The organism is Actinomycetospora sp. CA-053990, assembly GCF_050948445.1.
Classification (GTDB): domain Bacteria; phylum Actinomycetota; class Actinomycetes; order Mycobacteriales; family Pseudonocardiaceae; genus Actinomycetospora; species Actinomycetospora callitridis.
Map to the genome: position 1 here is coordinate 334,590 of NZ_CP192043.1, position 24,270 is coordinate 358,859.

Annotated in this window: 24 protein-coding genes, 1 tRNA gene, 1 pseudogene and 1 riboswitch; of the genes and pseudogenes, 13 read left to right on the forward strand and 13 right to left on the reverse strand. The window is 75.0% G+C overall.

Translation table 11 applies throughout. The features are described 5' to 3' along the window. The first annotated feature begins 52 nt into the window (after positions 1-52). Positions 53-178, forward strand: a riboswitch (cobalamin riboswitch). 107 nt (positions 179-285) lie between these two features. From ACQPYN_RS01660 to cobA, 4 genes are read left to right on the forward strand one after another with little or no spacing between them, the layout of a single operon-like run. Next, positions 286-567 carry a hypothetical protein gene (locus tag ACQPYN_RS01660; RefSeq protein ID WP_433032566.1) on the forward strand — a complete coding sequence of 94 codons (282 nt, stop codon included), beginning with the start codon at positions 286-288 and terminating at the stop codon, positions 565-567. Beyond that, positions 564-1,622: an Rv2231c family pyridoxal phosphate-dependent protein CobC gene (cobC, locus tag ACQPYN_RS01665; RefSeq protein WP_433032569.1), complete on the forward strand. Its 1,059-nt coding sequence runs from the start codon at positions 564-566 to the stop codon at positions 1,620-1,622. The genes ACQPYN_RS01660 and cobC overlap by 4 nt, the downstream gene beginning before the upstream one ends. Further along, positions 1,619-3,367 (forward strand): nicotinate-nucleotide--dimethylbenzimidazole phosphoribosyltransferase, encoded by a 1,749-nt coding sequence (gene cobT / locus ACQPYN_RS01670; RefSeq protein WP_433032572.1) that lies wholly within the window; start codon positions 1,619-1,621, stop codon positions 3,365-3,367. The genes cobC and cobT overlap by 4 nt, the downstream gene beginning before the upstream one ends. Next, positions 3,364-4,581 carry a uroporphyrinogen-III C-methyltransferase gene (cobA, locus tag ACQPYN_RS01675; protein ID WP_433032575.1) on the forward strand — a complete coding sequence of 406 codons (1,218 nt, stop codon included), beginning with the start codon at positions 3,364-3,366 and terminating at the stop codon, positions 4,579-4,581. The genes cobT and cobA overlap by 4 nt, the downstream gene beginning before the upstream one ends. Here the strand turns inward: cobA and ACQPYN_RS01680 are convergent. The 7 genes from ACQPYN_RS01680 to ACQPYN_RS01710 form a co-directional block, all read right to left on the reverse strand. Beyond that, complete coding sequence (locus ACQPYN_RS01680) at positions 4,578-5,354, reverse strand: endonuclease/exonuclease/phosphatase family protein (RefSeq protein ID WP_433032578.1); 777 nt, start codon at positions 5,352-5,354, stop codon at positions 4,578-4,580. The two genes, cobA and ACQPYN_RS01680, sit on opposite strands and share 4 nt — an antisense overlap. 10 nt (positions 5,355-5,364) lie before the next feature. After that, positions 5,365-5,811, reverse strand: coding sequence for a nitroreductase family deazaflavin-dependent oxidoreductase (locus ACQPYN_RS01685; RefSeq protein ID WP_433032581.1), 447 nt, complete (start codon positions 5,809-5,811; stop codon positions 5,365-5,367). Between the two features lie 25 nt (positions 5,812-5,836). Then, on the reverse strand, positions 5,837-6,688 hold the full coding sequence (locus ACQPYN_RS01690) for a DNA-formamidopyrimidine glycosylase family protein (RefSeq protein WP_433032584.1): 852 nt from the start codon (positions 6,686-6,688) through the stop codon (positions 5,837-5,839). Between the two features lie 22 nt (positions 6,689-6,710). Next, positions 6,711-7,856 carry a hypothetical protein gene (locus tag ACQPYN_RS01695; RefSeq protein WP_433032586.1) on the reverse strand — a complete coding sequence of 382 codons (1,146 nt, stop codon included), beginning with the start codon at positions 7,854-7,856 and terminating at the stop codon, positions 6,711-6,713. A gap of 61 nt (positions 7,857-7,917) precedes the next feature. Beyond that, positions 7,918-9,138 (reverse strand): cytochrome P450 family protein, encoded by a 1,221-nt coding sequence (locus tag ACQPYN_RS01700; protein ID WP_433032589.1) that lies wholly within the window; start codon positions 9,136-9,138, stop codon positions 7,918-7,920. Between the two features lie 99 nt (positions 9,139-9,237). Beyond that, positions 9,238-10,134 carry an SDR family oxidoreductase gene (locus ACQPYN_RS01705; RefSeq protein WP_433032592.1) on the reverse strand — a complete coding sequence of 299 codons (897 nt, stop codon included), beginning with the start codon at positions 10,132-10,134 and terminating at the stop codon, positions 9,238-9,240. Between the two features lie 25 nt (positions 10,135-10,159). Beyond that, the gene (locus ACQPYN_RS01710; RefSeq protein ID WP_433032595.1) at positions 10,160-11,683 is read right to left on the reverse strand and encodes a flavin-containing monooxygenase; all 1,524 of its coding nucleotides are present in this window, start codon (positions 11,681-11,683) and stop codon (positions 10,160-10,162) included. A 99-nt stretch (positions 11,684-11,782) separates the two neighbouring features. On the opposite strand from ACQPYN_RS01710, the gene ACQPYN_RS01715 reads away from it, so the two are divergent. Together ACQPYN_RS01715 and ACQPYN_RS01720 are read left to right on the forward strand one after the other, a co-directional pair. After that, complete coding sequence (locus tag ACQPYN_RS01715) at positions 11,783-12,481, forward strand: TetR/AcrR family transcriptional regulator (RefSeq protein ID WP_433032598.1); 699 nt, start codon at positions 11,783-11,785, stop codon at positions 12,479-12,481. Between the two features lie 408 nt (positions 12,482-12,889). Beyond that, positions 12,890-14,095 (forward strand): LCP family protein, encoded by a 1,206-nt coding sequence (locus ACQPYN_RS01720; protein WP_433032601.1) that lies wholly within the window; start codon positions 12,890-12,892, stop codon positions 14,093-14,095. Positions 14,096-14,106: 11 nt separating this feature from the next. On the opposite strand, the gene ACQPYN_RS01725 is transcribed toward ACQPYN_RS01720, so the two are convergent. Both ACQPYN_RS01725 and ACQPYN_RS01730 read right to left on the reverse strand, forming a co-directional pair. Continuing rightward, positions 14,107-15,231, reverse strand: a complete 1,125-nt coding sequence (locus tag ACQPYN_RS01725) for a YncE family protein (protein WP_433032604.1) — start codon at positions 15,229-15,231, stop codon at positions 14,107-14,109. 104 nt (positions 15,232-15,335) lie between these two features. Beyond that, positions 15,336-15,923, reverse strand: coding sequence for a type 1 glutamine amidotransferase domain-containing protein (locus ACQPYN_RS01730; protein ID WP_433032607.1), 588 nt, complete (start codon positions 15,921-15,923; stop codon positions 15,336-15,338). 126 nt (positions 15,924-16,049) lie between these two features. Here ACQPYN_RS01730 and ACQPYN_RS01735 point away from each other — a divergent pair, with 126 nt between their 5' ends. Next, positions 16,050-16,274, forward strand: coding sequence for a copper ion binding protein (locus tag ACQPYN_RS01735; RefSeq protein ID WP_433032610.1), 225 nt, complete (start codon positions 16,050-16,052; stop codon positions 16,272-16,274). Between the two features lie 6 nt (positions 16,275-16,280). Here the strand turns inward: ACQPYN_RS01735 and ACQPYN_RS01740 are convergent, their stop codons facing one another. After that, entirely contained in the window at positions 16,281-17,300 is a 1,020-nt protein-coding gene (locus ACQPYN_RS01740) for a Ku protein (RefSeq protein WP_433032613.1), read from the reverse strand. A gap of 153 nt (positions 17,301-17,453) precedes the next feature. Here ACQPYN_RS01740 and ACQPYN_RS01745 point away from each other — a divergent pair, with 153 nt between their 5' ends. The 3 genes from ACQPYN_RS01745 to ACQPYN_RS01755 all read left to right on the forward strand — a co-directional run bounded on the left by ACQPYN_RS01745 (position 17,454) and on the right by ACQPYN_RS01755 (position 19,330). Then, positions 17,454-18,152 (forward strand): hypothetical protein, encoded by a 699-nt coding sequence (locus ACQPYN_RS01745; RefSeq protein ID WP_433038660.1) that lies wholly within the window; start codon positions 17,454-17,456, stop codon positions 18,150-18,152. 121 nt (positions 18,153-18,273) lie between these two features. After that, positions 18,274-19,023 carry a GAF and ANTAR domain-containing protein gene (locus ACQPYN_RS01750; RefSeq protein WP_433032616.1) on the forward strand — a complete coding sequence of 250 codons (750 nt, stop codon included), beginning with the start codon at positions 18,274-18,276 and terminating at the stop codon, positions 19,021-19,023. Positions 19,024-19,078: 55 nt separating this feature from the next. Next, positions 19,079-19,330, forward strand: a complete 252-nt coding sequence (locus tag ACQPYN_RS01755; protein WP_433032619.1) for a hypothetical protein — start codon at positions 19,079-19,081, stop codon at positions 19,328-19,330. 4 nt (positions 19,331-19,334) lie between these two features. Here ACQPYN_RS01755 and ACQPYN_RS01760 read toward each other — a convergent pair. Together ACQPYN_RS01760 and ACQPYN_RS01765 are read right to left on the reverse strand one after the other, a co-directional pair. Further along, positions 19,335-20,299, reverse strand: a pseudogene (locus ACQPYN_RS01760) (prephenate dehydrogenase). 129 nt (positions 20,300-20,428) lie between these two features. Continuing rightward, positions 20,429-21,619 carry a M20 metallopeptidase family protein gene (locus tag ACQPYN_RS01765; RefSeq protein ID WP_433038662.1) on the reverse strand — a complete coding sequence of 397 codons (1,191 nt, stop codon included), beginning with the start codon at positions 21,617-21,619 and terminating at the stop codon, positions 20,429-20,431. Positions 21,620-21,840: 221 nt separating this feature from the next. Here ACQPYN_RS01765 and ACQPYN_RS01770 point away from each other — a divergent pair, with 221 nt between their 5' ends. The 3 genes from ACQPYN_RS01770 (at position 21,841) to ACQPYN_RS01780 (ending at position 22,930) form a co-directional block, all read left to right on the forward strand. Next, positions 21,841-22,380 (forward strand): tRNA adenosine deaminase-associated protein, encoded by a 540-nt coding sequence (locus tag ACQPYN_RS01770; protein ID WP_274188682.1) that lies wholly within the window; start codon positions 21,841-21,843, stop codon positions 22,378-22,380. Positions 22,381-22,387: 7 nt separating this feature from the next. Then, entirely contained in the window at positions 22,388-22,834 is a 447-nt protein-coding gene (locus tag ACQPYN_RS01775) for a nucleoside deaminase (protein WP_433032623.1), read from the forward strand. Between the two features lie 10 nt (positions 22,835-22,844). Continuing rightward, positions 22,845-22,930, forward strand: a tRNA-Ser gene (locus tag ACQPYN_RS01780). A 62-nt stretch (positions 22,931-22,992) separates the two neighbouring features. Here ACQPYN_RS01780 and mftD read toward each other — a convergent pair. After that, entirely contained in the window at positions 22,993-24,165 is a 1,173-nt protein-coding gene (gene mftD, locus ACQPYN_RS01785) for a pre-mycofactocin synthase MftD (protein WP_433032626.1), read from the reverse strand. Between the last annotated feature and the right edge of the window lie 105 nt (positions 24,166-24,270).

The window sequence follows — 24,270 nt, forward strand, 5'->3', positions numbered from 1 at the left end:
GCGTTGACGCGCTCGTGACCTGCGTGGTCGTCTGAGCCGTCGACGGACGCGGAGGAAGCCGGTGTGATTCCGGCGCGGTCCCGCCACTGTCACCGGGGAGCGGACCCCACGAGAGGCCACGGCCGGCACCTGCCGGCGGGAAGGCCGGGGCGAGCAGCGATCCGGGAGCCAGGAGACTCCGGCCGTCGCGAGGCAAGGCTTCAGGCAGACATCGGGCGAGGACCCCGAGGAAGGCCGGCGACGATGCACGCACCCGTGACCCCGCACGCGCGATCCCACCCACCGGTGACACGCACCCGAGGACGTGAGGAACGGCTGCTGCTCGACCTGCGCCGCGTGCTCGCCGGCGCGGGCCACCTCCCGCTCGACCTGCTCGGCGACGGCCCGGTCCGCGACCGCGCCGAGGCCGCCGCCCGCGTCGACGCCCTCGCGCGCGAGCTGGTCGCCCGGATGCGCGACGCCGACTGGGACGAGGGCGCCGCGCCGTCGGCCGTGACGTCGGTGCTCGCCGCGTCGGTGCCCGAGGCCGAGACGGTGCTCCTGCGGGCCGCGCGCGCCCGCCGGTGACGCGGACGCGGGAGGCGGACCCGACCCAGTACGACCTCCACCACCACGGCGACGCCGAGGTCGGGCCGGGTCTCGTCGACCTCGCGGTCAACGTCCGCGCCGGCACCCCGCCGACGTGGCTGCGCGAGCGCCTCACCGCGAGCCTCGGGAACCTCGCCGCCTACCCGGACCCGACGGCGGCGACCGCGGCGATCGCGGCGCGCCACGGGCGACCGGAGAGCGAGGTCGTGCCGACCGCCGGCGGCGCGGAGGGGTTCGTGCTGCTCGCGCGGGCCCTGCGCCCGCGCCACGCCGTCGTCGTGCACCCCCAGTTCACCGAGCCGGAGGCCGCGCTGCGGGCGGCGGGCCACGACGTCGACCGGGTGGTGCTGAGCCGAGGAGATCCGCACGGCGACCTCACCCTCGACCCCGACGCGGTCCCGGCGAGCGCGGACCTCGTCGTCGTCGGCAACCCCACCAACCCCAGCTCGGTGCGCCACCCCGCCGCGGTCCTCGCGACGCTGGCGCGGCCCGGCCGGACGCTGGTGGTCGACGAGGCCTTCATCGACACCGCGCCCGGCGAACCGGACAGCCTCGCCGGGCGCCGCGACCTCCCCGGCCTGGTGGTGCTGCGCAGCCTGACCAAGACCTGGGGCCTCGCCGGCCTCCGCGTCGGCTACGCCCTCGCGCCCGCGGAGCTCGCCCGGGACCTGCGCACCGCCGCCCCGCGGTGGTCGGTGTCGACGCCGGCGCTGGTGGCGCTCGAGGCCTGCAGCACCGAGGGCGCCCGCGCGGAGGCCGACCACGCCGCCCGCATCGTCACCGCCGACCGCGACCACCTCGTCGCCGCACTGGGGAAACTCCCCGGCCTCGACGTCCGCGGCACCCCCGCGGCGAGCTTCGTCCTCGTCCGCACGCCGGGGCGCACCGACGTCCGCGAACGGCTCCGCGAGCGCGGCCTCGCCGTCCGCCGCGGCGACACGTTCCCCGGTCTCGATCCCGAGCACGTGCGCATCGCGGTGCGCTCGCGGGACATCACCGACCACCTCGTCGCCACGCTCCGGGAGATCCTGTGAGCGCCCTCGAACCCGGCGACCGCGACGCCCTGCATCGCGTCCTGCGCGCCCGCCGTGACGTGCGCACCGGCTTCGTCGACACCCCGGTGGACGACGAGCGCCTGCACCGCGTGCTCGCGGGCGCCCACGCCGCGCCCAGCGTCGGGTTCTCCCAACCCTGGGACTTCCTCGTCCTGCGCTCGCCCGCACTGCGCGACGAGCTCGCGACGCTCGCGGCGCAGCAGCGCCGGGAGTTCGCCGCGTCCCTGCCCGCCGCCCGGGCCCGGCAGTTCGCCGGCCTGCGCGTCGAGGCGATCCGCGAGGCCCCGCTGGGCGTCGTCGTCACGTGCGACCCGACCCGCGGCGGGCGCCACGTCCTCGGGCGCCACACCCAGCCCCGCATGGCCGCGCACTCCGTGGCCGGCGCGGTCCAGAACCTGTGGCTCGCCGCGCGCGCCGAGGATCTCGGCGTCGGCTGGGTGAGCTTCTTCGACGAGCGGGTGCTGGCCCGGACGCTGCACGAGCGCGTCGGGATGCCCCTGCACCTCGAGGTCGTCGCCTACCTCTGCGTCGGGCACGTCGAGGGCTTCGCCGACCAGCCCGAGCTCGCCACCGCCGGATGGGCCCGACGCCGACCCCTGGCGTGGGCCGTGCACACCGACACCTGGGGGAACCACGCGATGGATCCGCTGGACGAGACGCTCGCGGCGCTCGCCGACCTCGACACCACCGAGGGCGAGGCCGCGGCGCGCGAGCACCTGACGCGCATGACCGTCCCGCCCGGCGCGCTCGGCGAGGTCGGCGAGCTCGGCGTGCGCCTGGCCGGGCTCGCCGGGAGCTGCCCGCCGCCGCTCCCGGAACCGGCCGTCGTCGCGATCTTCGCGGGTGACCACGGGGTGCACGCCCGCGGGGTGACGCCGTGGCCGCAGGAGGTCACCGCGCAGATGGTCACGAACTTCCTCGCCGGCGGCGCCGCGGTGAACGCGTTCGCCGCGACGGTGGGCGCCGAGGTGCAGGTGGTCGACGTCGGGGTCGCCGCCGACCTCGACGCCGCGCCCGGCCTGCTGCCGCGCAAGGTCCGCCACGGCACCCGGGACATGACCGCGGGCCCCGCGATGACCCGCGACGAGGCCCGCGCCGCGATGCGGGCCGGCGTTGAGACCGCCCGCGACCTGGTCACGGCGGGCAGCCGGCTGCTGGTCACCGGCGACATGGGCATCGCCAACACCACCGCCTCGGCCGCGCTCGTGGCCGCGTTCACCGGCGCCTCCGCCGAGCAGGCCACCGGACGCGGCACCGGTATCGACGACGTCACCCACGCCCGCAAGACCGAGGTCGTCGCCGAGGCCCTGACCCTTCACCGCCCGGACCCCACCGATCCGCTGGGCGTGCTCGCCGCGGTCGGGGGACTGGAGCACGCGGGGATCGCCGGGTTCCTGCTGGGCGCGGCGGCGCTGCGCACGCCCGTCGTCCTCGACGGCGTGGTGTCCGGCGCGGCGGCGCTCGTGGCGGCCGCGCTGGCCCCGACTGCGTCACACGCCTGGATCGCGGGGCACCGCTCGGTCGAACCGGCCCATACCCTGGCCCTCGAGCACCTGGGCCTGGCGCCCGCGCTGGACCTGGCACTGCGGGTCGGCGAGGGCACCGGGGCGCTGCTCGCGGTGCCGGTGGTGACCGCCGCGGCCCGCGCGCTCGCCGACGTCGCGACGTTCGACGCGGCCGGGGTGACGGAGAAGGACCCGACCGAGAGAGGCGACGCACCGTGAGCCCGACCGAGCCGCCCGCCCGCGTGTACCCGGTCGGCCTGCACCTGCAGGACCGGCGGGTCGTCGTGGTCGGCGGCGGGTCCGTCGCCCAGCGCCGGGTGGCCGGGCTGCACGAGGTCGGCGCGGACACCCTCGTCGTGAGCCCGACCCTCACCACCGCCCTCGAGGCCCTCGCGGACTCCGGCGAGATCACCTGGCACGCCCGGCCCTACGCCCACGGCGACCTCGCCGACGCCTGGTACGCGGTCGCGGCCACCGACGACGCCGAGGTCAACGCCGAGGTCGCCGCCGAGGCCGAGCTGCTGCGCGTGTTCTGCGTGCGCGCCGACATCGCCGACGCTGGCACGGCCGTCACGCCCGCGGTGGGCCGCTACGACGACATCACCGTGGCCGTGCACGGCGGCGGCGACCCGCGACGCGCCACGGGGGTGCGCGACGGGGCCGTCGAGGCCCTGCGCAGCGGCACGCTCGCCGACCGCCGCCACCGCGTCGTGCGCCCCGGCGTCACCCTCGTCGGGGGCGGGCCGGGCGACCCGGGTCTCATCACCGTCCGCGGGCGCCAGGCGCTGGCGTCGGCCGACGTCGTCGTCACCGACCGGCTCGCGCCGCAGCCGCTGCTCGACGAGCTGCCGCCCGACGTCACCGTCATCGACGCCTCGAAGCTGCCGCGCGGTCGCTACATGAGCCAGGACACGATCAACCAGGTGCTCGTCGAGGAGGCCCTGGCCGGTCGGCGGGTCGTGCGGCTCAAGGGCGGCGACCCGTTCGTCTTCGGCCGCGGCGTCGAGGAGATCCAGGCCTGCGTCGCCGCCGGTGTCGAGGTCGAGGTCGTCCCCGGCATCACCAGCGCGATCGCGGTACCGGCGCTCGCCGGCGTACCCGTGACCCACCGCGGCGTCACGCACGAGTTCACGGTCGTCTCGGGCCACCTTCCGCCCGGGCACGCGCAGTCGCTGGTGAACTGGGAGGCGCTCGGACGCCTGCGCGGCACGATCGTGCTGCTCATGGCCGTCGAGAACATCGGCGCCATCACCGAGGCACTCGTCGCCGCGGGCCGCGACCCCGAGACCCCGGCGCTGGCGGTCCAGGAGGGCGGCCTGCCCGGCGAGGTCACCACCCGGGCGACGCTCGCGAAGCTCCCCGGCGCCATCACGGACGCCGGCCTGCGCCCGCCCGCCGTCATCGTGATCGGCGCGGTCGCGGACCTCGGCTAGGTCCTCGGCCCACGAGCCAGGTCCACCACCAGCGCCCGGTGGTCCGACACCGGCGTCGCCACGGCCCGTGCGTCGGCGACCGGCAGGGGCGTCGACGCCAGGACGTGGTCGAACTGGATGCGGGGCTCCTCGGTGGGGAACGTGGGCGCGCGCGCCAGCGGGTGCCACGACCCCAGGACGGCGCCCGCGACCGGGCCCGGCACGTTGAGATCCCCGAGGATCACGACCGGCCCGGGGAGGCCCTGCAGCGCCCGTGCCAGCCGCCGGAGCTGCACGACGTTGTAGCCCGGCGTGAACGCGAGATGGGTGGCGACGACGGTGCCCACCGGCGCCGGCGGCGCGAGGACGGCGGCGAGCCCCAGCCGCGGCTCGTCGCGCACCAGGGCGGGGCGCCGGGCGTCGACCAGCAGCGGCAGCGTCAGCCACGAGGTCCCCAGCGGGATCCGGTGCCACGCGGCGACGGGGTGCCGGCTCACCAGCCCGATCCCGTAGGTCGGCTCGGCACCCGGGACCTCGTCCGGGCCCGCCTCCCGCCACGACCCGCCCGGGGTGCCGACCAGGGCGGGCAGGAAGCGGCTGTCCCGCGCGCCGACGGCCTCGCCGACCAGGGCGGTCTGGTCGACGAGCGCCGAGCGCGGCTGGGTGTGGTCGACCTCCTGGATCGCCAGCACGTCGGCGTCCAGCGCCTTCACCGCGTCCCGCAGACGGCCCGGGCAGACCACGCCGTCGTGCGGTGAGCGCCCGTGCAGCAGGTTGAACGTCGCCAGCCTCATCGCGGCGTTCTCAGGCCTCCGGCGTGAGCAGGACGACGGGGATCTCGCGGTCGGTCTTGCGGGCGTAGTCCTCGTACTTCGGGAAGATGCGCGCCATCTGCTCCCAGAGCGGACCCCGCTCCTCCGGGCCTGCGGTCCGGGCGCGGACGGTCAGCTTCCGGGTGCCGACGAGGACGCCGGCCTGCGGCTCGGCGAGCAGGTTCCGGTACCACTGCGGGTCCTCGGGGGCGCCGCCCACCGAGGCGACGACGACGAGGTCGTCGCCGCTCGTGCCGTAGATGAGCCCGGTGCGCCGCGGCTCGCCGGTGCGGGCGCCGGTGGTGGCGAGGACCAACGTCGGCACGCCGCGCCAGTCGTGGCCCTCGGTGCCGCCGGAGGCCACGTAGTGCCGGACGTGCTCGGCGACCCAGTCGGTCGTCGAGTCGGTGGCGCGCTCGATGTCGGCCGCGACGGCCATGGTGGTTCTCCTCAGCAGACGATCTCTAGGGCCCGTGTGCCCCGGCCGGGGCCGGTTGACACGACGGACACCACCACACCTCACGGGTGAACGGCGCGCCGGACCCGGCGGCCGGCCGGAAGCGCACGAGCGTGCCGCAGCGCCGGCACGGCCGGTTCGACCGCCCGGTGACCCAGTGGTTCTCGCCGCGGCGCCTGACGCCGGTGGTGGTCATGCCCGTCCGGTGCTCCAGGCTGTGGCGGATCATGCGCCGGGCCAGCGCGAGCAGGGGCTCGAGGTCGACGTCGCCCACCGGGATCCACGGCCACAGCCCGCGCAGGAAGCAGAGCTCGACGGCCCAGAGGTTGCCGAGCCCGGCGACCCCGCGCTGGTCGAGCAGCGCCTCGACCACCGGCCGCGCCGGGTCGCGGGCCAGCCGGGAGAGCGCCTCGCCGAGGTCGAACTCCTCCTGCGTCGCGGTCGGCTGCCCGGCCAGCACGTCGGGACCGAGGTGACCGACCACCCGGTGCTCGTCGCGGGTGCGCACGAGCTCGAGCACCGGGACGTCGACGCCCACGAGCGAGACCCCGGAGTCGAGGGTCAGCACCGCGCGGACGGCGAGGTGGCGCGGGAGCAGGGGGCGGCCGTGGGTCCCGTGCTTGCGGACGACCGTCCACGAGCCGCTCATCCGCAGGTGGCTGTGCAGGGTCAGGTCGTCGGCCCTGTCATGACGGAGCCGGGTCAGCAGGTGCTTGCCGTGCGCGCGGGTGGTGACCAGGGTCCGCCCGGCGAGGTCGGCGGTCGCGAGCGACGGCGTCCGGAAGTCGCTGCGGACCACGGTCGCGCCGGAGAGCGCGTCGAGGCGGGCGGCGCAGCGGTGGACGGCGTCACCCTCCACGCGATCCCTCCTCGCGTCCGCCCTAGCGCCGCCCCAGACCCAGCCGCTCGGCGGCCCACGCGGCCGCGCCCGAGGCGGGGCCGGTCGCCGAGACCGCGCCCGGGTCCCCGCCGTGGGCCAGGCCGAACCCGGTCCGCTCGGCGAGCCACTCCCGCACGCGCGGCATGTCGGTCAGGCCGCCGCGCACGAGCATCGCCGGCCGGGGACCGGAGAGGGGCCCGACCAGCGCCGAGATGCCCTGGGCGATCTCCTCGAGACCCGGCGCGAGCATGGCGCCGAGGTCGGCGTGCGTCAGCGACACGACGCCCGGCACCGGGTTCTCCGGCGGCAGTACGGGCAGCGCGACCCCCACGGTGCCCTGCGCGGCCAGCGCCTCCTTGGCGTCCCGGACGCTCGTGCGCAGCCGGTACCAGGCGCGGTGGGCCTCGAGGTCGCCGCCGAAGCGCACGCGCGCGGCGAGGTGGGGCGGCGAGCGGTCGAGGATCAGCTGGGCGAGGGCGTCGTCGAGCACCTCGGCGCCCACGTTGACCGACCGCATCGCGGTGACCGAGCCGGTGCCGTCGCCGCCGCGGTCGACGACGGCCAGCTCCGTGGCCGCGCCGCCGACGTCGACGACCAGCAGCCGGCCCTGGCCGCCGAGCCGGTGCGCGGCCGCGCGCGGTCCGTCGAGCAGGTCGAGCTGGTCGGGCGAGGTGTAGGGGATGGCCGAGAGCGCGGCGAGGCCGGCCTGGCGCAACGCCTCCCGGGCGGGCGCCGACCACGACGCCGGGTGCAGCAGGACCACCGACGACGGCAGCGTGCCCCGGCGCCCGGCCTCCGCCCGGATCACCTTCGCGATGAGCGCCGTGGCGACGTCGACCGCGGTCGTGGGCCGGGGCCACTGCGTCAGGAGCTCCGGCGGGCCGCCGGTGCTCGCCGCGAGGTGCGGCCGCGTGCGCAGCAGCGCGGCGGCCGGGTCGAGCGTGCCGGCCTCCAGCGCGGGCCGGCCGGCGAGGACCGCGCCGTCGGGGCGCGAGAGCACCGCCGACGGCATGCCGGACGCACCGTCGACCGTCACGGCGCCCACGCGCACCCAGCCGTCCCGCGGGTCCACGTCGGCCCAGGCCCCGACGGTCGTGGAGGTCCCGTGGTCGATCGCGAGGGTCCAGCGCGCGTCCGGTGCCGTCATGACGCCGTCGCCCCTCCGCTCACCCGCCGCAGGGTGTCACAGGGCGGGTCCCGCCGTGCGGTCAGGCGGACTCGTCGACCGCCTCGGGAGCGAGCACCACCGGCAGCCGCGCCCAGGCGTTGACGAGCACGCTGCGGCGACGCTGCAGCGGCACGTCGGACCCGGCGACGAACGCCGGGAAGCGGTCGAGCAGCGTCCGCAGCGCGACCTCGGCCTCCAGCCGGGCCAGTGACGCGCCGAGGCAGAAGTGCAGCCCGTGCCCGAAGGCGAGGTGCCCGGTGGTGTCGCGCAGCTCCTCGTAGTGGTCGGGCCGCTCGAAGCGCGCGGGGTCGTGGTTGGCGGCGGCCAGCGACACCATCACCATCGCGCCCCGGGGCACGACGACGCCGTCGAACTCGACGTCCTCGGCGGCGAAGCGCAGCGGGGCCTGGGCGATCGGCGAGCCCCACCGCAGGAACTCCTCGATCGCGGCCCGCAGCTCGTCGGACTCCGCGACGGCGAGACGGTCGCGCAGGGCGTGGTCGCGCAGCATCGTCTCGACCGCCGTCGTGATCAGCGTCGCCGTGGTCTCGTGGCCGGCGATCAGCAGCAGCATCCCCATCGCGACGATCTCGGAGGTGGAGAGCTGCTCACCCTCCTCGGAGACCTCGATCAGCGCGGAGATCAGCGCCTCGTCGGGCTGGGCGCGCTTGCGCTCGACGAGCTCGGCGAGGTACGCGCTCAGGCTCGCGCTGGCCTGGTGGGTGGCGGCCTCGCCGGAGTCGTCGATCATCGTCCGCGACCACGCCCCGAACGCGTCCTGGTCCTCCACCGGCACGCCGAGCAGCTCGCAGATGACGGCCGTCGGCAGCGGCACCGCGAAGGCGTCGACGAGGTCGACGGGCTCCCCGGCGGGCAGCCCCGCCAGCAGCGCGCCGGCGATCGTCTCGATGCGGGGGCGCAGGGCCGCGACCCGGCGCACGGTGAACGCCTTCACCACGAGCTTGCGCAGGCGGGTGTGCACCGGCGGGTCGTTGAGCAGCATCATGTCGCCGGTCGGCGAGGGGATGCCCGGGACGTTCGCCCGCTGGTCCTCGGGCAGGGAGTTGCGGAAGTCCTTGACGAAGCGCGGGTCGGCCATCACCGACCGGGCGTCGGCGTACCGCGTGACCAGCCACGTCGTGCCGCCCTCGGGCAGCTCGACCTCGCGGACCGGGGCCTGGTCGCGGACCTCCCCGAGGACGGCGAAGGGCTCGCGCCAGTAGTCGTCGGTGAAGACCGGGCCGGTGGCGAGGTCGGTCACGGGCAGGACCCCTTTCGGGCACGCTCAAGATTCACTGAGTGTTGGTTCAGTGATGACGCTACCCGCGCCGCAGGGGTCCCGCCGTGCCTGGCGGGGGGCTCAGGTGCCCCGCTTGCCCATGCCCGCGCTCGACGCCCCGAAGGTGCGTCCGGTCTTCCGGAACTGCTCCTCCAGACGGGGCACCATCTGCTTCGCCTGCGCGAGCACGGGCAGGTCGCCGAGCCAGGAGAACGTGATCGGGCGGGCGGCGGCGACCAGGGCGACCGCCTTCGGGACGAAGATCCGGCGCTTGCGCTTGAGGATGCCCTCGAGGAAGGCGTCCGCGCAGTCCTCGACCGACGTCAGCGCGCCGAGGGGGTAGGGCAGCTTCTTGAGCGTGTCCTCGAAGGTCGACGAATCGGCCTTGACGTCGCGCACGAGGTCGGTGTCGATCCACCCCATGTGCGCGGTGCCGACGCCGATCCCGCGGTACGCGAGCTCGAAGCGCAGGGCGTTGCCGTAGTTCTCCACGCCCGCCTTGGCGCCGCAGTACGCGGCCATGCCGGGCAGCGCGGTGAAGGCGGCGAGCGACGACACGAGCAGGATGTAGCCCTGCCGCTTCTCGACCTCGGCGACGGTGGCCGAGACCGTCCGCGAGACGCCGATGAGGTTGACCTCCATCACGCGGGCGATGACGTCGGCCGGACTCTCGGCGACCGTCCCGTGGTTGGCGATCCCGGCGTTGGCGATCACGACGTCGATCCCGCCGAGCGCGGCGACCGTCGTCGCGACGGCGGACTCCAGCGAGGACTGGTCGGTGACGTCGCACTCGGCCCAGCAGTGGCCGGGGCCGAGCTCGGCCACGAGCTTCTCCAGCCGCTCGGGCTCCATGCCCACCGCGGCGACGTGCGCGCCGCGGGCGGCGGCGCGCCGCGCGGTCTCCTCGCCGATGCCGCGGGCGGCACCGGTGATGAACAGGACCTTGCCGGCCAGGTCGGCGGCCTCATGGGATGGCACGGGGGGATCTCCTTGAATTCGGGCGTCAGGAACGGGAGGTCGGCGTGAGGACGTACTCCTCGGGCCGGAAGTGCTTCAGGCGCCGCCGGAACGGCATCGTGAACGTGGGCCAGAGCGCGGAGTTCTGGCCGTGCTTGTCGAGGTACCAGCTCGAGCAGCCGCCATCGACCCAGACGGTGCCCGCCGTCCGCCGCTGCATCTCCTCGACGAAGGCGGTCTGCGCGGCGCGGGTCGGCTCGACCGCGCCCACGCCGTGCTCGCGCATGTGGCGGATCGTGTCGAGCACGAGGTTGATCTGCGATTCGATCATGAACACGACCGAGTTGTGGCCGAGGCCCGTGTTGGGCCCGAGCAGCGTGAAGGCGTTCGGGAAGCCCGAGATCATCGTGCCGTTGTGGGCGAACGGCGAGCCGGCCCACTCGTCGGCCATGCTGCGGCCGTCGCGGCCGTGGACGCGGTGGCTGATCGGCAGATCGCCGATGGCGAAGCCGGTGCCGGCGATGATCGTGTCGACCTCGTGGGAGACCCCGTCGGCGGTGACGACGGCGTCCGGCCGCACCTCGACGATCTTCTCGGTGACCACCTCGACGTTGTCGCGGTCGAGCGCGGGCAGGTAGTCGTTGGACAGCAGGATGCGCTTGCAGCCCATCGAGTAGGTCGGCGTGATCTTCTCGCGCAGCTCGGGGTCGGTGACCTGCCGCCGCATGTGACGCTCGGCGATGGCCGCGGCCTTGCCCATGCGCTTCGGGTCCTTGAACCCGAAGACGAACGTCTCGCGCGCCCAGTAGATGGCCTCGCGCACGATCCGCTGGGCCGGCGGGAACCACCGGAACAGCAGCTTCTCGACGCCGGTGATGGCGCGGTCGCCGCGGGGCATGATCCACGGCGGGGTGCGCTGGAAGACCTTCAGCGCGCCGACGACGGGGGCGATCTCCGGCACGAACTGGATCGCGGACGCGCCGGTGCCGATGACGGCGACGCGACGGCCGCGCAGGTCGAGGTCGTGGCGCCAGGTCGCGGAGTGGAACACCGGGCCCTCGAAGTCCTCGAGGCCCGGGACGTCGGGGAACGACGGGTCGGACAGCGCGCCGGAGCCCAGCACCAGCACGTCCGCGGTCCAGACGCCCTGGCTCGTCGTCACCACCCAGTGCTGCGCGTCGTCGTCCCACGACGCGTCGAGCACCTCGTGGCGATTGCGGGTGAAGCGGTCGATGTCGTACTCGGACGACACGCGCTGCAGGTAGGCGTGAATCTCCGGCTGGGCCGAGAAGGAGCGGCTCCAGTCCGGGTTCGGGGCGAACGAGAACGAGTAGAGGTGGCTCGGGACGTCGCAGGCGCAGCCGGGGTAGGAGTTGTCCCGCCAGGTGCCGCCGACGTCGTCGTGGCGCTCGAAGATCAGGAAGTTGTCCTCCCCTGCCTGGCGCAGACGGATCGCCGTGCCGAGCCCGGAGAAGCCGTTCCCGACGATCGCCACCGCGAGGTGGGCGACGGGCTCGTGGCTCGTGGTCCCTGATGTGGTCTCAGAAGACGCCTCTGTCGGCGTGGTCATGGGTCCTCCTCGTGGCGTCGGCGGCCGTGTCCCCGATGCGTTGGTACACGACCGTACCGGAGCGCCGGTCAGTGTGGTACGCGGTGGTACCGTTGTCCAGTGTCCGTTCGCGCACCCTCGAGCGCCCCGGCCTCCTCGGGGGGCTCCGGGAGTCCCGCCCACCGCGACCGCCTGGTCGAGGCGATGATCGCCCTCGTCGCCGACCGCGGGTACGCCGCGGTGACGGTGGCGGACGTCGTCGCCACCGCCCGCGTGTCGAAGCGGACCTTCTACCAGCACTTCGCCGACCGCGAGGACTGCTTCCTCGCCGCCTACGTCGCGGCCGCCGAGGGCCCGCTGACGCGCATCGCCGAGGCGGTCGCGCCCGCCGTCGAGGCCGCCGACGACGCGCCGGCGCCGGACCTCGCCACCGAGGTCGACACCGCGACCCGCGCCTACCTCGACGCCCTCGCCGAGAAGCCGGCCCTGACGCGCACGCTGCTCACGGAGATCAGTGGGCTCGGGCAGCGCGGCTGGCGGGTGCGGCGCGAGGTGCTCAACCGGTTCGCCGACCAGCTCTCCGTGCTGGTCGGCCTCGGCGCCGCCCGCTGGGCCGCGGGCGGGTCCGGGACCGTGCCGGAGCTCGAGGGGCTGCAGGGAATACCGCGCCCCACGGCGGTCGCCCTCGTCGGCGGCATCAACGAGCTGGTGCTCGACGCCGTCGAGGACGGGCGCGGCGACCGTCTCGGCGAGCTCGCCCCGACCGTCACCGGGCTCGTCCTCGCGGTGCTCGACCGCGCCGCTCGTCCGGACGTGTGACGCCCCGGGCGGCTCCGGGAGGACGCCCGGCGGAGTGCCGTCAGCACGCCGTGCCGGTCCTCGGCCGTCCGGGGGCGGTCGGCCACCGTCGTGGCCTGCGTATCCTCTCCGACCACGACGGCCCGCGGCCGGCACCCGACAGCCGGTCGGCGCCCCCGGCGCTCCGTCACCGCGAGGCACGAGGTGAGGCGGCGATGAACCGACCCGGCGGACTCCCGGTCGGGGGCGACCCCTCGGGCCCCGGCGGCCCACCCGGCGGACCTCCCCCGGTGGCGGCCCGCCCCCGGCGGTCGTCCGCCCGGCCGGCCCGCGGGCCCGCCTCCGGGACAGGCACCGGGCCCGCCCCCGGGACAGGCACCGCGGCCGGCCCCGGGCGGCCCGGCCCCCGAGCGGCCCGGCGGGTTCTCGATGCCCGGCCGCGGCCGGAAGACCCCGCGCGGGACCGCGGCGGCCGGGGCCGGCGCCGCCTCGCCGCCCTGGGCGCAGCCGACGCGCGTTGGCGCGCCGGACTGGAACCGCGACCCGCAGGTCGGCTTCGACCCGGACGTCGCCCGCGAGGCCCGGGAGCAGCGCCCGTCGTGGCGCGAACGGCTCCCCGAGCGTCCGGGGTGGTCGCGCAGCGGCGCCGGTTCGGGAGCGGGCGGACGCCCCCGGCGGGGCGGCCCCTTCTCCCACTGGAGCTGGCCCAAGCGCATCGGCGCGGTGCTCGCGGTGATCGTGCTGCTGTTCGTCGGCTTCGGGATCTACCTCGACACGCAGATGACGCGGATCCAGGCGCTGCCCGAGTACGAGGGCTCCTCGAGCTCCGGGACGAACTGGCTGATCATCGGCTCGGACAGCCGCGCCGGCCTCAGCGACACCGCCGCGCAGCAGCTCTCCACCGGCGAGGTCGACGGCAGCCGCACCGACACGATGATGCTCGTGCACGTCGGCGGGTTCGGCGGCCAGACCTCGCTCACCAGCCTGCCGCGCGACTCGATCCTGCCGATCCCCGGCCACGGCCGGGGCCGGCTGAACTCGGCCTACTCGATCGGCGGGCCGGAGCTGTTGACGCAGACCGTCGAGACCGCCGCCGACATCGAGATCGACCACTACGCGGAGATCGGTTTCGAGGGCTTCGCCGGCATGGTCGACGCGATCGGCGGGGTCGACATGTGCCTCGACGACGCGATCGACGACCCGAAGGCCGGCATCGACCTGCCCGCCGGGTGCCAGACGCTCGACGGCCCCCAGGCGCTGGGCTTCGTGCGCACCCGTGCGTTCCCGAACGCCGACCTGCAGCGCATCCAGAACCAGCGCAAGTTCCTCTCCGCGCTGGTCAGCGAGGCGGCGAGCCCGGTGACGCTGCTCAACCCGTTCCGGATCGTGCCGTTCGCGAACTCGGCGATCGGCACCCTGACCGTCGACGACAGCACCCACATCTGGAACCTGGCGAGCCTGGGCTTCGCGATGCGCTCGCTGTCGGGCGAGGGCGGCGTGACCACGACGGTCCCGATCGACCTGTCGTCCAGCGTCTCGGGCGGCGTGGTCTGGAACAAGCAGAAGTCCGCGCAGTTCTTCGACGCGATCCGTGACGACGAGGAGATCCCGCCGAACCTCCTCACCGGCGGCTGACCCGGCGAGCTCTAGGCGGGCGGGTCGACGATCTGGATCGCGCCGGTGGAGACGCCGGCCACGTAGAGCCGGCCCGTCTGCGGGTCGACGCCGAGGGTGTACGGGTTCTGCACCGTGGCGACCCGTCCGACCTCGCGCGGCTGCGGCGCGGTCATGTCGTAGGCGATGACCTCGTTGGTGCCCGAGGAGGCCACGTACACGCGGTCGCGCGCGGGGTCGTAGGTGATGCCGTAGGGCCCGCCGGGCTGGGCGACGCGGGCGACCTCGCGTGGCCCGCCGTTCGGCCCGGAGGTCGGCTCGAAGACGATCACGGCGTCGCCGCGCGTGTCGGTGGCGATCATGCGGCCGTGCCGGTCGGCGACCATGTGCGTCGGGCCGGCGCCGGACGGCACCTCGCCGACGATGCGCAGGGTGTCGACGTCGTAGGTGGTCAGCGTGTTCTTGCGGACGTCGACCATGCCGACGATGTTGCCCACCGGCACGATCCCGGCGGGCTGGACGGCGTCGGTGAAGACCTTGACCACCTGGTCGCCGCGCACGGCCGAGACGGTGCCGCCGAGCTCGTCGGCGGCCATCACCGTCCCGTTGGGGGCCTGGGTGACGTCGTGGGGCACGGTGCCGACGACGATCGGCGCCTGCGCGGTGCCCCCGGGCAGGCCGACGCGGACCACGGCGTTGGCGCTCTCGACGGGCACCAGCACCGGCCCGCCGGGGCCGGCGAGCTGGAGGTGTCGCACGAACCCGGGCAGCGGCGTGCGGCCGCGGACCTCGCCGGTGTCGGCGTCGAGCAGGACGAGCTCGTTCGGGTTGCGCTTGGCGACGGCCACGGTGCGCGTCACCGGGTCGACGACGATGCCCTCGGGCGCGTCGCCGACGCGGACCTGCTGTCCGGGCGGCGTCGATGTCGGCACCGGGGCCGAGCGCGGCTCGGCGGCCAGCGGCAGGTTCTCCGTGGGCGGGCGCGTGCCCTCGGTGGGGACACCGGGCGGCAGGAACCCGGTGGTCGTCGGCACGGGTGGCGCGGGGCTGGCGGGCGCGGCGGCCGGCGGCGTCGGGGCCTCGTTGCTGCAGCCGGCGACCGCGAGGCCCGCGATCAGACCGACGGCGACCACGGCACGGGCGGTGCGTCTGCGCATGGGGCGGGAGTATGTCCCGCCGGGCGTGTGCTCCGCGCGACGACGCCGACCGGCCCCGTTCGGGTGCCGGTCGGCGTCCGGGTGGTGCAGTCGTCGCGCCGGGATCAGGCCTGGTCGGCGCTCAGCGCGTGCGCGGGCGTCGGGGCCTGCGCGAACTCCTGGACGAGCGTGCGGCAGAAGGCCGGCAGGTCGTCGGGGCTCCGGCTGGTGATCAGCCCCTCGTCGACCACGACCTCCTCGTCGACCCACTCCGCGCCGGCGTTGCGCAGGTCGGTCGCGATGCTGGGGAACGACGTCAGGCGGCGCCCGCGCAGGACGTCGGCCTCGACGAGCGTCCACGGCGCGTGGCAGATCGCGGCGACCGGCTTGCGGTTCGCGAAGAACTGCCCGACCACCTGGACGACGTCCGGGATCGTGCGCAGCAGGTCGGGGTTCGCCACGCCGCCCGGCAGCACCAGGGCGTCGTAGTTCTCGATCTTGACCTGGGTGATGACCGCGTCGACGTCGAAGCGGTCGCCCTTGTCGAGGTGGTGGAAGGCCTGGATGGACCCGGGCGTCTCGGAGACCAGCACGGGGGTGCCGCCCGCGTCCTCGACCGCCTTCCAGGGCTCGGTGAGCTCGACCTGCTCGGTGCCCTCCTTGGCGCAGAGGAACATGACGGTCCTGCCCTGCAGCGGTGCGTTCTCGACCATCGTCGTCCAGCGCTCCCTCGCGTCGTGGTTACCCTCGGGGGGGTATCGCACCGGGCCCTGTGCGGGACGGTGCCGGGGACGCGAGGGGCTCCCCCGGCCCCGGCGCGACGAAACGGAGGCACGTCGATGGCCAGCACCACCCTGTCGGTCCCGGAGATCCACTGCGGGCACTGCAAGTCGGCGATCGAGGGTGCCGTGGGTCCGCTCGACGGCGTCCAGAGCGTCGAGGTCGACGTCGACGGCCGCCTCGTGCGCGTGGAGCACGACGAGGCCGTCACCGTCCGGGCCCTCGTCGACGTGATCGAGGACCAGGGCTACGACGTCCCCGAGCAGGAGGCGCTCGCGAACTGAGCCGCCTCAGGCGGTCTTGCTGCGCCCGCCCTTGGCCGTCGCGGCCTCCTCGTCCTCGTCCTCGTCGGACTTCTTCTTCGACGACTTGCGGGTGGAGGACTTCTTCGGCGCCTCCTCGGCGGGGGCCTCGTCCTTCTTCTCCGCGGTCTTCTTCGAGCGCGAGCGCTTCGGCCTCTCCTCGGCCGGTGCGTCCCCGGTCTCGTCCGCCGTGTCCGACGACGCGGCCGCGGGCTCCTCGGCCGGTGCCTTGCCCCCGGCCGCCTCGACGCTGCGGCGCAGCGCGGTGAGGAGGTCGGTCATGTCGTCGCCCTCCTCGGCGGGCGCGGCCTCCGGCGTGGGACGCCCACCGCCGTGCTCGATCTTGTAGTCGATGAGGTCGACCATCGCCTGGCGGTAGTCGTCCTCGAACTGGTCGGACTGGAAGTCGCCCGAGAGGCTCTCGACCAGCGAGGACGCCATCTGCATCTCCTGCGGGCGCAGCTCGACCTCGGTGCGCAGGGTCTCGAACTCGGGCTCGCGCACCTCGTCGGGCCAGAGCATCGTCTGCAGCACGATCGCGTTGTCGCGCACCCGCAGCAGCGCCAGCGTCTCCCGCTGCCGCAGCGCCACCTTGACCACGGCCATGCGGTCGGTCTCCCGCAGCGCCTCGCGCAGCAGCGCGTAGGGCTTGACCGCCTTGCTCTCGGGCTCGAGGTAGTAGCTCTTGTCGAGCAGCAGGGCGTCGATCTGGTCCGAGGGCACGAACTGCACGACGTCGATCTCGTGCCCGCTCGCCACCGGCAGCGTCGAGAGGTCGTCGTCGTCCAGCATGATCAGCTGGCCGTCGTCGGTCTCGTAGCCCTTGGCGATCTCGGAGTACTGGACCTCCTCGCCGCAGACCGAGCAGGTGCGCTTCTGGCGGATGCGTCCGCCGTCGCGCTCGTGCACCTGGTGGAAACGGATGTCGTGGTTGCTGGTGGCGGCGTAGAGCCGCACCGGCACGTTCACGAGCCCGAACGACACGGCGCCGTTCCAGATCGCGCGCATCATCGGCCCCTCTCGGCGGGCACGGTGCGTGGTCTGCCCACCGTGCGAAGCCACCAGCATGCCCCACCGGCACCACTCGTCCCAGTCAATGACGCGCCGACCCCGGTCCCCGCCGTTGTCGGTGGGCGGGGGCACGATGGCTTCGTGCTCCCGATGCTCCCCGTCCCCGGCGACCTGCCGGTCGAGGGCGCGTGGAGCTACGAGGTCGACTGGGCGGGGGTCCGCCTGCTCGCCGACGTCGATCAGGGCGAGCTGACGCTGTGCACCGCCGACGGCGAGGACGTCACCGCGCGGTTCCCCGAGTTCGCGGGGCTCGTCGACGCCGTCGCCGACGGCCTGCTCGACGGCGAGGCCGTGATGCTCGACGGCGGGAGCCCCTCGGCCGACGCCCTGGGCGAGCGTCTCGGGGTGGAGGACGCCACCCGCGCCCGGGCGCTGGCCCGCGAGCGTCCCGCGGTCTTCATGGTCTACGACGTCATGCGGCTCTACGGCGTGCCGCTCGACCCCCGGCCCCTCGAGGAGCGGCGGGCGGTGCTCTCGCGGCTCGACCTGTCGCGGGCCACCCGCATCCAGATCTCGCCGGCCTACGACGACGGGTCCGCCCTGCTCGCCGGCGTCGTCGCCCAGCGGCTGTCCGGGGTGATCGCCAAGCGCCGGGGTACGCCGTACCGCTCGGGGGACTCGGGGGGTGACTGGGTCCGCGTCGCCCCGCACGCGCCACGGGAGGGAGCGCACGCGGGCCCGCCGGCCACCGTGTCGTCCTCGGCGTCTCCGCTCCCGTCGACGACGTCCTCGCGGCGGCCCCGCCACGCCCGTCGCGAGCGCACGCCCCAGCACGACACGCTGTTCTGAGCGGGCCGACGCGCCCCACGACCGCCGCGAACCCCAGTGATCTCCGCCCGACTGCCGTATCGTGGGTCGGCCGAGCTGCGCGGTTCCCGCGCGGTGAGCACCCCCCGGAGGAACGGGACCGATGAGCGACGTCGACGGTGAGAAGCTCGTCGAGGCGATGCGCCGCAGCGCCGACGAGCTGAGCAGCTGCCGCGGCCTCCGCGACCTCGAGGTGACGCTGGAGCAGATCGTCACCGCGGCCGTGGAGACGATCCCCGGGGTGGACGAGGGCAGCGTCTCGCTGACCGAGGGCGGGGGTGTCTGCACACGGCACCCCACGACGGAGACGATCCGCAGGCTCGACGAGGCGCAGACCGCGGTCGGCGAGGGCCCCTGCCTGACGGCTCTCGCGACGCAGTCCGAGGACGGGGTCGTCGTCGCCCAGGACCTCGCCGGTGCCGACGCGCAGCGATGGCCCCGATTCGCCCCCGTCGCCGTCGAGCAGGGCTACCGGGCCCTGCTGTCGACCCAGCTCCGGGTCGCCGCCCGCCCCCGCGCCGCGCTGAACCTCTACGCCCACGACGCGGACGTCTTCGACGAGCACTCCCGGATCCTCGCCGGCCTCTTCGGCGCCCAGGCCGCCCTGCTGTTCTACGGCGCGGAGAACGCCGGCCACCTGCAACGGGCGGTCGACAGCCGTGACCTCATCGGTCAGGCGAAGGGCATCATCATGGAGCGCTTCACGCTCGACGACGACGGCGCCTTCGCGCTGCTCGTGAAGTCCTCGCAGGAGACCAACATGAAGCTCGTCGAGGTCGCCCGCTGGCTGGTCTCCGAGGTCGTCGGCCGCCGGGCCCACGGTGCGAAGGCCACCGCCACCACCCGCGAATAGTCGATCGCGACACCGGCAACCCGGCCGGACGCGGACCGACGGACGGAGGACCGCCGTGCCACCCCACCCCGAGAGCGTCCCCCCGGCGGGGAGCGGCCGTGGCCGGCGCCACGACACGTTCGCGGTGCTCGGGCGTGCCCAGGCCGCGGTCGATCGCGCCCACGTGGCGCTGGACCGGGCCTTCGAGAGGTCGATCCACTCCTCGTCGGCGCCCGCGAGGCGACAGGCGCCCCCCGCGCCGGACGCGGCCGCCCTGTGGCTGCTGCGCCGGCGGTTCGACGGCGGCCCGGGACCGACCGACCCGTAGCCCGCTAGTCCTCGCTCCCGAGCGCCGCCTCCAGGGCCTCGGGCGTCCAGCCGATGACCCGGCCGCCGGTGCGGCCCACCTCGCGCATGGCCTCGAGGAACTCCGCAGGCGTGCCCTCGAGGTCGATGCGCACCTCGCGGCGGGCCCGCCGGGCCGCGTCGAGCGCCTCCCGGCCGTCGTGGCCGGCGGTGAGCGTGGCCAGCAGCCCCCGGTGGAGGCCAGCGAGCCGCGGGCGGCGCCGAGACGCCCCAGGGCGTCGTCGAGGGACGACAGGAGCGCGGCGCGGTTGCCCTCGCACATCGCGGCGGTGAGCTCGGGACGGGTGGCGGCCACGCGGGTGCCGTCGGTGAACGACCCCGCGGCCAGCGCCAGGGCCAGCTCGCCGCCGTCGGCGCCCACGGAGGCGAGCACGGCCGCGAGCAGGTGCGGCAGGTGCGAGATCCGGGCGACGGCGAGGTCGTGCTCGTCGGCGGCGGCGGGCACGACGACCGCCCCGCAGGCCAGCGCGAGGGCGGCGACGTCGACCCACACCTCGAGGTCGGCGTCGTCCTCGGTCGCGACCACCCAGACCTTCTCGTGGAAGAGCTGCAGCGACCCGGCGTCCCACCCGGAGAACTCGGTGCCGGTCATCGGGTGACCGCCGACGAAGCGGGTGGCGGGCGCCCGGCGGGCCGCGGCCTCGGCCACCGGGCCCTTCACGCTGGTGACGTCGGTGAGCCGGCACCCGGGGGCCTCGCGGGCCACGACGGCGAGCACGTCCTCCAGCGCCGTGAGCGGGACGGCCAGCACGACCAGGGCGTCCTCGGCGGCGGCGCGGGCGAGCGCCGCGTCGACCGAGACGGCGACGTCGTAGCCGTCGGCGGCGGCCTTCTCGGCGGTCGTCGTCGAGGCGGACGCGCCCCAGGCGGACCGGCCGGCGTCGGTGGCGGCGCGCAGCAACGAGCCGCCGATGAGGCCGAGGCCGATCACGCACACGGGGCGGTGCTGCGCGGCGGCGAGGGTGGCACCTGCGGATTCGACGACAGCTTCCACGGGGCCGACCCTAGGACGACCCGGGAGAGTGAGGGAGGTGCGCCCGAACGGGGGCCGAGCGGAGGCTCAGGCCCGCCGGAGGGCGTCCAGGACGTACCCCGAGTACAGGGCCACCCCGGCGACCATGGCGTCCTCGTCGAACACGACGCGGTTGGAGTGGTTCGGCGGCGCCTCGGCCGGGTCGACGTCCGCCGGGCACGCCCCGAGGAACGCCAGCGCGCCGGGCACGCGCCCGAGCACGTAGGAGAAGTCCTCCGAGCCCATGATCGGGTCCGGCATCGGCTCGACGAAGCGCGACCCGAGCACGGAGCGCCCGGCGTCGGCCACCCGGTCGGCGACGTCCGGGTCGTTGACCGTCACCGGGTAGCCGGCCTCGATCTCGACCTCGCAGGTGCAGCCGTAGGCGTCGGCCACGCCGGTGCACACCCGCGTGACCTCGTCGAGCACGCGGGCCCGGGTCTCCTCCGACAGCGTGCGGACGGTGCCCTCGAGCGTCGCGGTCTCGGGGATGACGTTGGTGGTGGTGCCGGCGCTGATGTGGGCCACGGTGAGCACGGCCGGGTCGAAGGCGCTGACCCGCCGCGTCACCATCGTCTGCAGCGCGCCGACCATCGCCGCCGCCGCGGGCACCGGATCGAGCGCGTCGTGCGGAGCGGAGGCGTGCCCACCTCGCCCGGTGACCGTCACGTGGAGGTCGTCGGACGACGCCATGATCGAGTCGGGGCGGGTCTGCAGCGTGCCCGCCGCGAGGCGCGACGTGACGTGCAGGGCCATCGCCGACTCGGGCGTCCCGCCCGGCCCGTCGGCCGAGAGCAGCCCCTCGGCGATCATCATGCGCGCGCCGTGGGAGCTCTCCTCGCCGGGCTGGAACATGAGGACGACGGTGCCGGCGAGGCGGTCGCGCCGTCCGGCGAGCAGCCGGGCGGTGGACGCCAGCATCGCGGTGTGCAGGTCGTGCCCGCACGAGTGCATGGCGCCGTCGACCTCGGAGGAGAACGGCAGCCCCGTGTCCTCGTTCATCGGCAGCGCGTCCATGTCCGCGCGCACGAGCACCGACGGCCCCGGCCGCGCACCGCGCAGGACGGCGACCACCGAGCTGCACTCCCGGCCGGTGTCGACCTCGAGCGGCAGGTCCTCGAGCGCGGAGAGCACGGCGGCCTGGGTGACGGGCAGCGTCAGGCCGATCTCGGGGTGCCGGTGCAGGGCGCGCCGCAGCTCCAGCGTCCGTGGTTGCAGGGCGCGGGCCTCGGCCAGCAGGGCGCGCTCCGGGGCACGGTGCGCCGCGCGGCGCCCGCCCGCTCGCCGCTCCGGAGCGCTCACCCGTCCGATCCTGGCACCCCCACCGTGAAGTCGCCGCATCCCGGTTCACCCACCGGCGTACCCCCGGACGGCCGGAGGCCCTGCGCCGACGACCGTCCGGCGCTTCCGTGACCTCGCCGGACTTCCACTGGACACTTGCCCGGACCTACCGTAGGGCCATGGCAGGTCAGGGGTCCGCAGGCGCCGCCGCGACACGCGGGGGCGCCGGCACCGTCGCGCCCCTCGACGGGTGGGCGGTGGCCGTCACGCGCGAGGAGGGTCGCTGGCGCGCGGTCGCCATGGAACGCGACAGCCTCGCCGACCTCGACTCCGCCATCAGCGCGCTGCGCGGCCTGCGGTCCACCGGCGCCGTGCTGGGTCTGCTCGACGTCGACGACGAGTTCTTCGTGCTCGTGCGCCCCACGCCCGGCGGGGTGGCGCTGCTGCTCTCCGACGCGGTCGCCGCGCTCGACTACGACGTCGCCGCCGACGTGCTCGACCTGCTGCGCCTCGAGGTGCCCGACGAGGACGAGGCCGACGACGACCCGTGGCCCGAGGGCGACCTCGGGATGCTGGCCGACCTCGGCGTCCCCGCCGACGAGCTCGCCGTGCTGGTCGAGGAGATCGACCTCTACCCGGACGAGCAGCTCACCGCGATCGCCCGTCGCTGCGGATTCGCCGACGAGCTGGCGAAGGTCGTGGAGACCGCTGACGCCTGAGCAGTGGATGTCCCGTGCGATCGAGGTGGCACGGACGTCCGGTGACGACGTGCCCGTCGGCGCGCTGGTGATCGACGCCGACGGCCGGGAGCTCGCCGCGGCGGCCAACGCCCGCGAGGCCACCGGCGACCCCACCGCCCACGCCGAGATCCTCGCCCTGCGCGAGGCCGCCCGGCACCACGGCGATCACTGGCGCCTCGGCGGCTGCACGCTCGTCGTCACCCTCGAGCCCTGCACCATGTGCGCCGGCGCGGCGGTGCTCGCCCGCGTCGACCGGATCGTGTTCGGGGCCTGGGAGCCGCGCACCGGTGCCGCTGGCTCCCTGTGGGACGTGGTGCGCGACCGGCGGCTCAACCACCGCCCCGAGGTGCTCGGCGGGGTGCTCGAGGCCCGGTGCGCCGCGCTCATGGTCGACTTCTGGCCCGGTCGTCGGCGCGAGGACCGCGTCCCGTAATCTTGACGTCGGTAGCGTGTCCGAGCGGCCAAAGGAGCGCGCCTCGAAAGCGCGTGTGGGTTCTGCCCACCGTGGGTTCGAATCCCACCGCTACCGCCCCTGACGACGAAGGGCCCCTCCCGGATTCCGGGAGGGGCCCTTCGCGTCGATGCGGCTGCTCAGCTCACGGCCTGCCGGGTGAAGTTCGGCGGGATGATCAGGTCCTCGGGGGCGAGCTCGTGCACCGAGCTCTTGCCCAGGCCCATGAGCCCCGAGCCGATGCCGCTGCGCAGGATCTCGAAGACGTTCTCGACGCCGGGCTGGCCGTTGGCGGCGAGGCCCCAGAGGTAGGCACGCCCGATGGCCACCGCCCGGGCGCCGAGCGCCAGGGCCTTGACGACGTCGCTGCCGCGCCGGATGCCGCCGTCGAGGATGACCTCGACCTCGCGGCCGACGGCCTCGACGATCCCGGGGAGCACGCGGATCGGCGCCGGGGTGGAGTCGAGGTTGTTGCCGCCGTGGTTCGACACCTGGATCGCGGTGGCACCGGCGTCCACGGCGCGCTTCGCGTCGTCGATGCGGGTGATGCCCTTGACGCAGAACGGCCCGTCCCACTGCTCGCGCAGCCAGGCGACGTCGGCCCAGGTGGGCGGCGGGGTGAACATCCACTGCCCGTACGCGCCGAAGAAGGTCGGGGGCTCCTCGCCGCCGACGGGGATGTTCGGCACCGTGAGGTCGGGGATCTTGCCCGCGCGCAGCATCCGCAGGCCCCAGCGCGGCCGGGTGACGCCCTCCGGGATGTACTTGATGAGCGTCTTGAGGTCCATCTTCTCCGGGATGGCCGGGCTGCCCCAGTCCCGTCCGTGGGAGAACGACCAGTCGAGGGTGACGATGAGTCCCTTGGCGCCCGCCTTCTTGGCGCGCTCCGCGCGGGCGGCGAGGGTGTCGCGGTCGCCCACCCAGTACATCTGGAAGAACGTCTTCTCGTTGGCCTCGAGGACGTCCTCGACCGAGCGGCTGGCGAACGAGCTGAGCCCCATCGCGGTGCCGGCGTTCTTCGCCGCGCGGGCCACCGCGACCTCGCCCTCCGGGTCCACGGCCTGCACACCGGTCGGCGAGATGATCACCGGCATCGAGACGTCCTGGCCCATCACCGTGGTGGACAGGTCCTTCTCGAACGGCAGGTCGCACACGTGCGGCAGGAACTCGAGCTCCCGGAACGCCGCCATGTTGTCCTCGAGGGTCGCCCCCGCCTCGCTCCCGGCCACCAGGGCGCCGTAGACCGACTTCGGGAGCTCCTTCTTCGCCCGCCGATGGGCCTCGGCGACCGACTCGAACCACTGACCAGCCATGTGCAACCTTCCGGGTCCCGTGACCTGCTTCACCGCTCCCGGTCACCGTAACCGGACGCGGCGACCCGCACGGTGTCTGCGCGGACGGTCCGGAACCCTCCGAAC

Excerpts from the sequence above, each read along its gene's own strand:
- ACQPYN_RS01750 (WP_433032616.1), top strand. The coding sequence starts at position 18,274 with ATGAGCGACGTCGACGGTGAGAAGCTCGTCGAGGCGATGCGCCGCAGC.
- ACQPYN_RS01710 (WP_433032595.1), bottom strand. The coding sequence starts at position 11,683 with ATGACCACGCCGACAGAGGCGTCTTCTGAGACCACATCAGGGACCACG.
- ACQPYN_RS01685 (WP_433032581.1), bottom strand. The coding sequence starts at position 5,811 with ATGGCCGTCGCGGCCGACATCGAGCGCGCCACCGACTCGACGACCGAC.
- ACQPYN_RS01740 (WP_433032613.1), bottom strand. The coding sequence starts at position 17,300 with ATGCGCGCGATCTGGAACGGCGCCGTGTCGTTCGGGCTCGTGAACGTG.
- ACQPYN_RS01680 (WP_433032578.1), bottom strand. The coding sequence starts at position 5,354 with ATGAGGCTGGCGACGTTCAACCTGCTGCACGGGCGCTCACCGCACGAC.
- mftD (WP_433032626.1), bottom strand. The coding sequence starts at position 24,165 with ATGGCTGGTCAGTGGTTCGAGTCGGTCGCCGAGGCCCATCGGCGGGCG.
- ACQPYN_RS01725 (WP_433032604.1), bottom strand. The coding sequence starts at position 15,231 with ATGCGCAGACGCACCGCCCGTGCCGTGGTCGCCGTCGGTCTGATCGCG.
- ACQPYN_RS01735 (WP_433032610.1), top strand. The coding sequence starts at position 16,050 with ATGGCCAGCACCACCCTGTCGGTCCCGGAGATCCACTGCGGGCACTGC.
- ACQPYN_RS01720 (WP_433032601.1), top strand. The coding sequence starts at position 12,890 with ATGCCCGGCCGCGGCCGGAAGACCCCGCGCGGGACCGCGGCGGCCGGG.
- ACQPYN_RS01770 (WP_274188682.1), top strand. The coding sequence starts at position 21,841 with ATGGCAGGTCAGGGGTCCGCAGGCGCCGCCGCGACACGCGGGGGCGCC.
- ACQPYN_RS01695 (WP_433032586.1), bottom strand. The coding sequence starts at position 7,856 with ATGACGGCACCGGACGCGCGCTGGACCCTCGCGATCGACCACGGGACC.
- ACQPYN_RS01775 (WP_433032623.1), top strand. The coding sequence starts at position 22,388 with ATGTCCCGTGCGATCGAGGTGGCACGGACGTCCGGTGACGACGTGCCC.
- ACQPYN_RS01745 (WP_433038660.1), top strand. The coding sequence starts at position 17,454 with ATGCTCCCCGTCCCCGGCGACCTGCCGGTCGAGGGCGCGTGGAGCTAC.
- ACQPYN_RS01730 (WP_433032607.1), bottom strand. The coding sequence starts at position 15,923 with ATGGTCGAGAACGCACCGCTGCAGGGCAGGACCGTCATGTTCCTCTGC.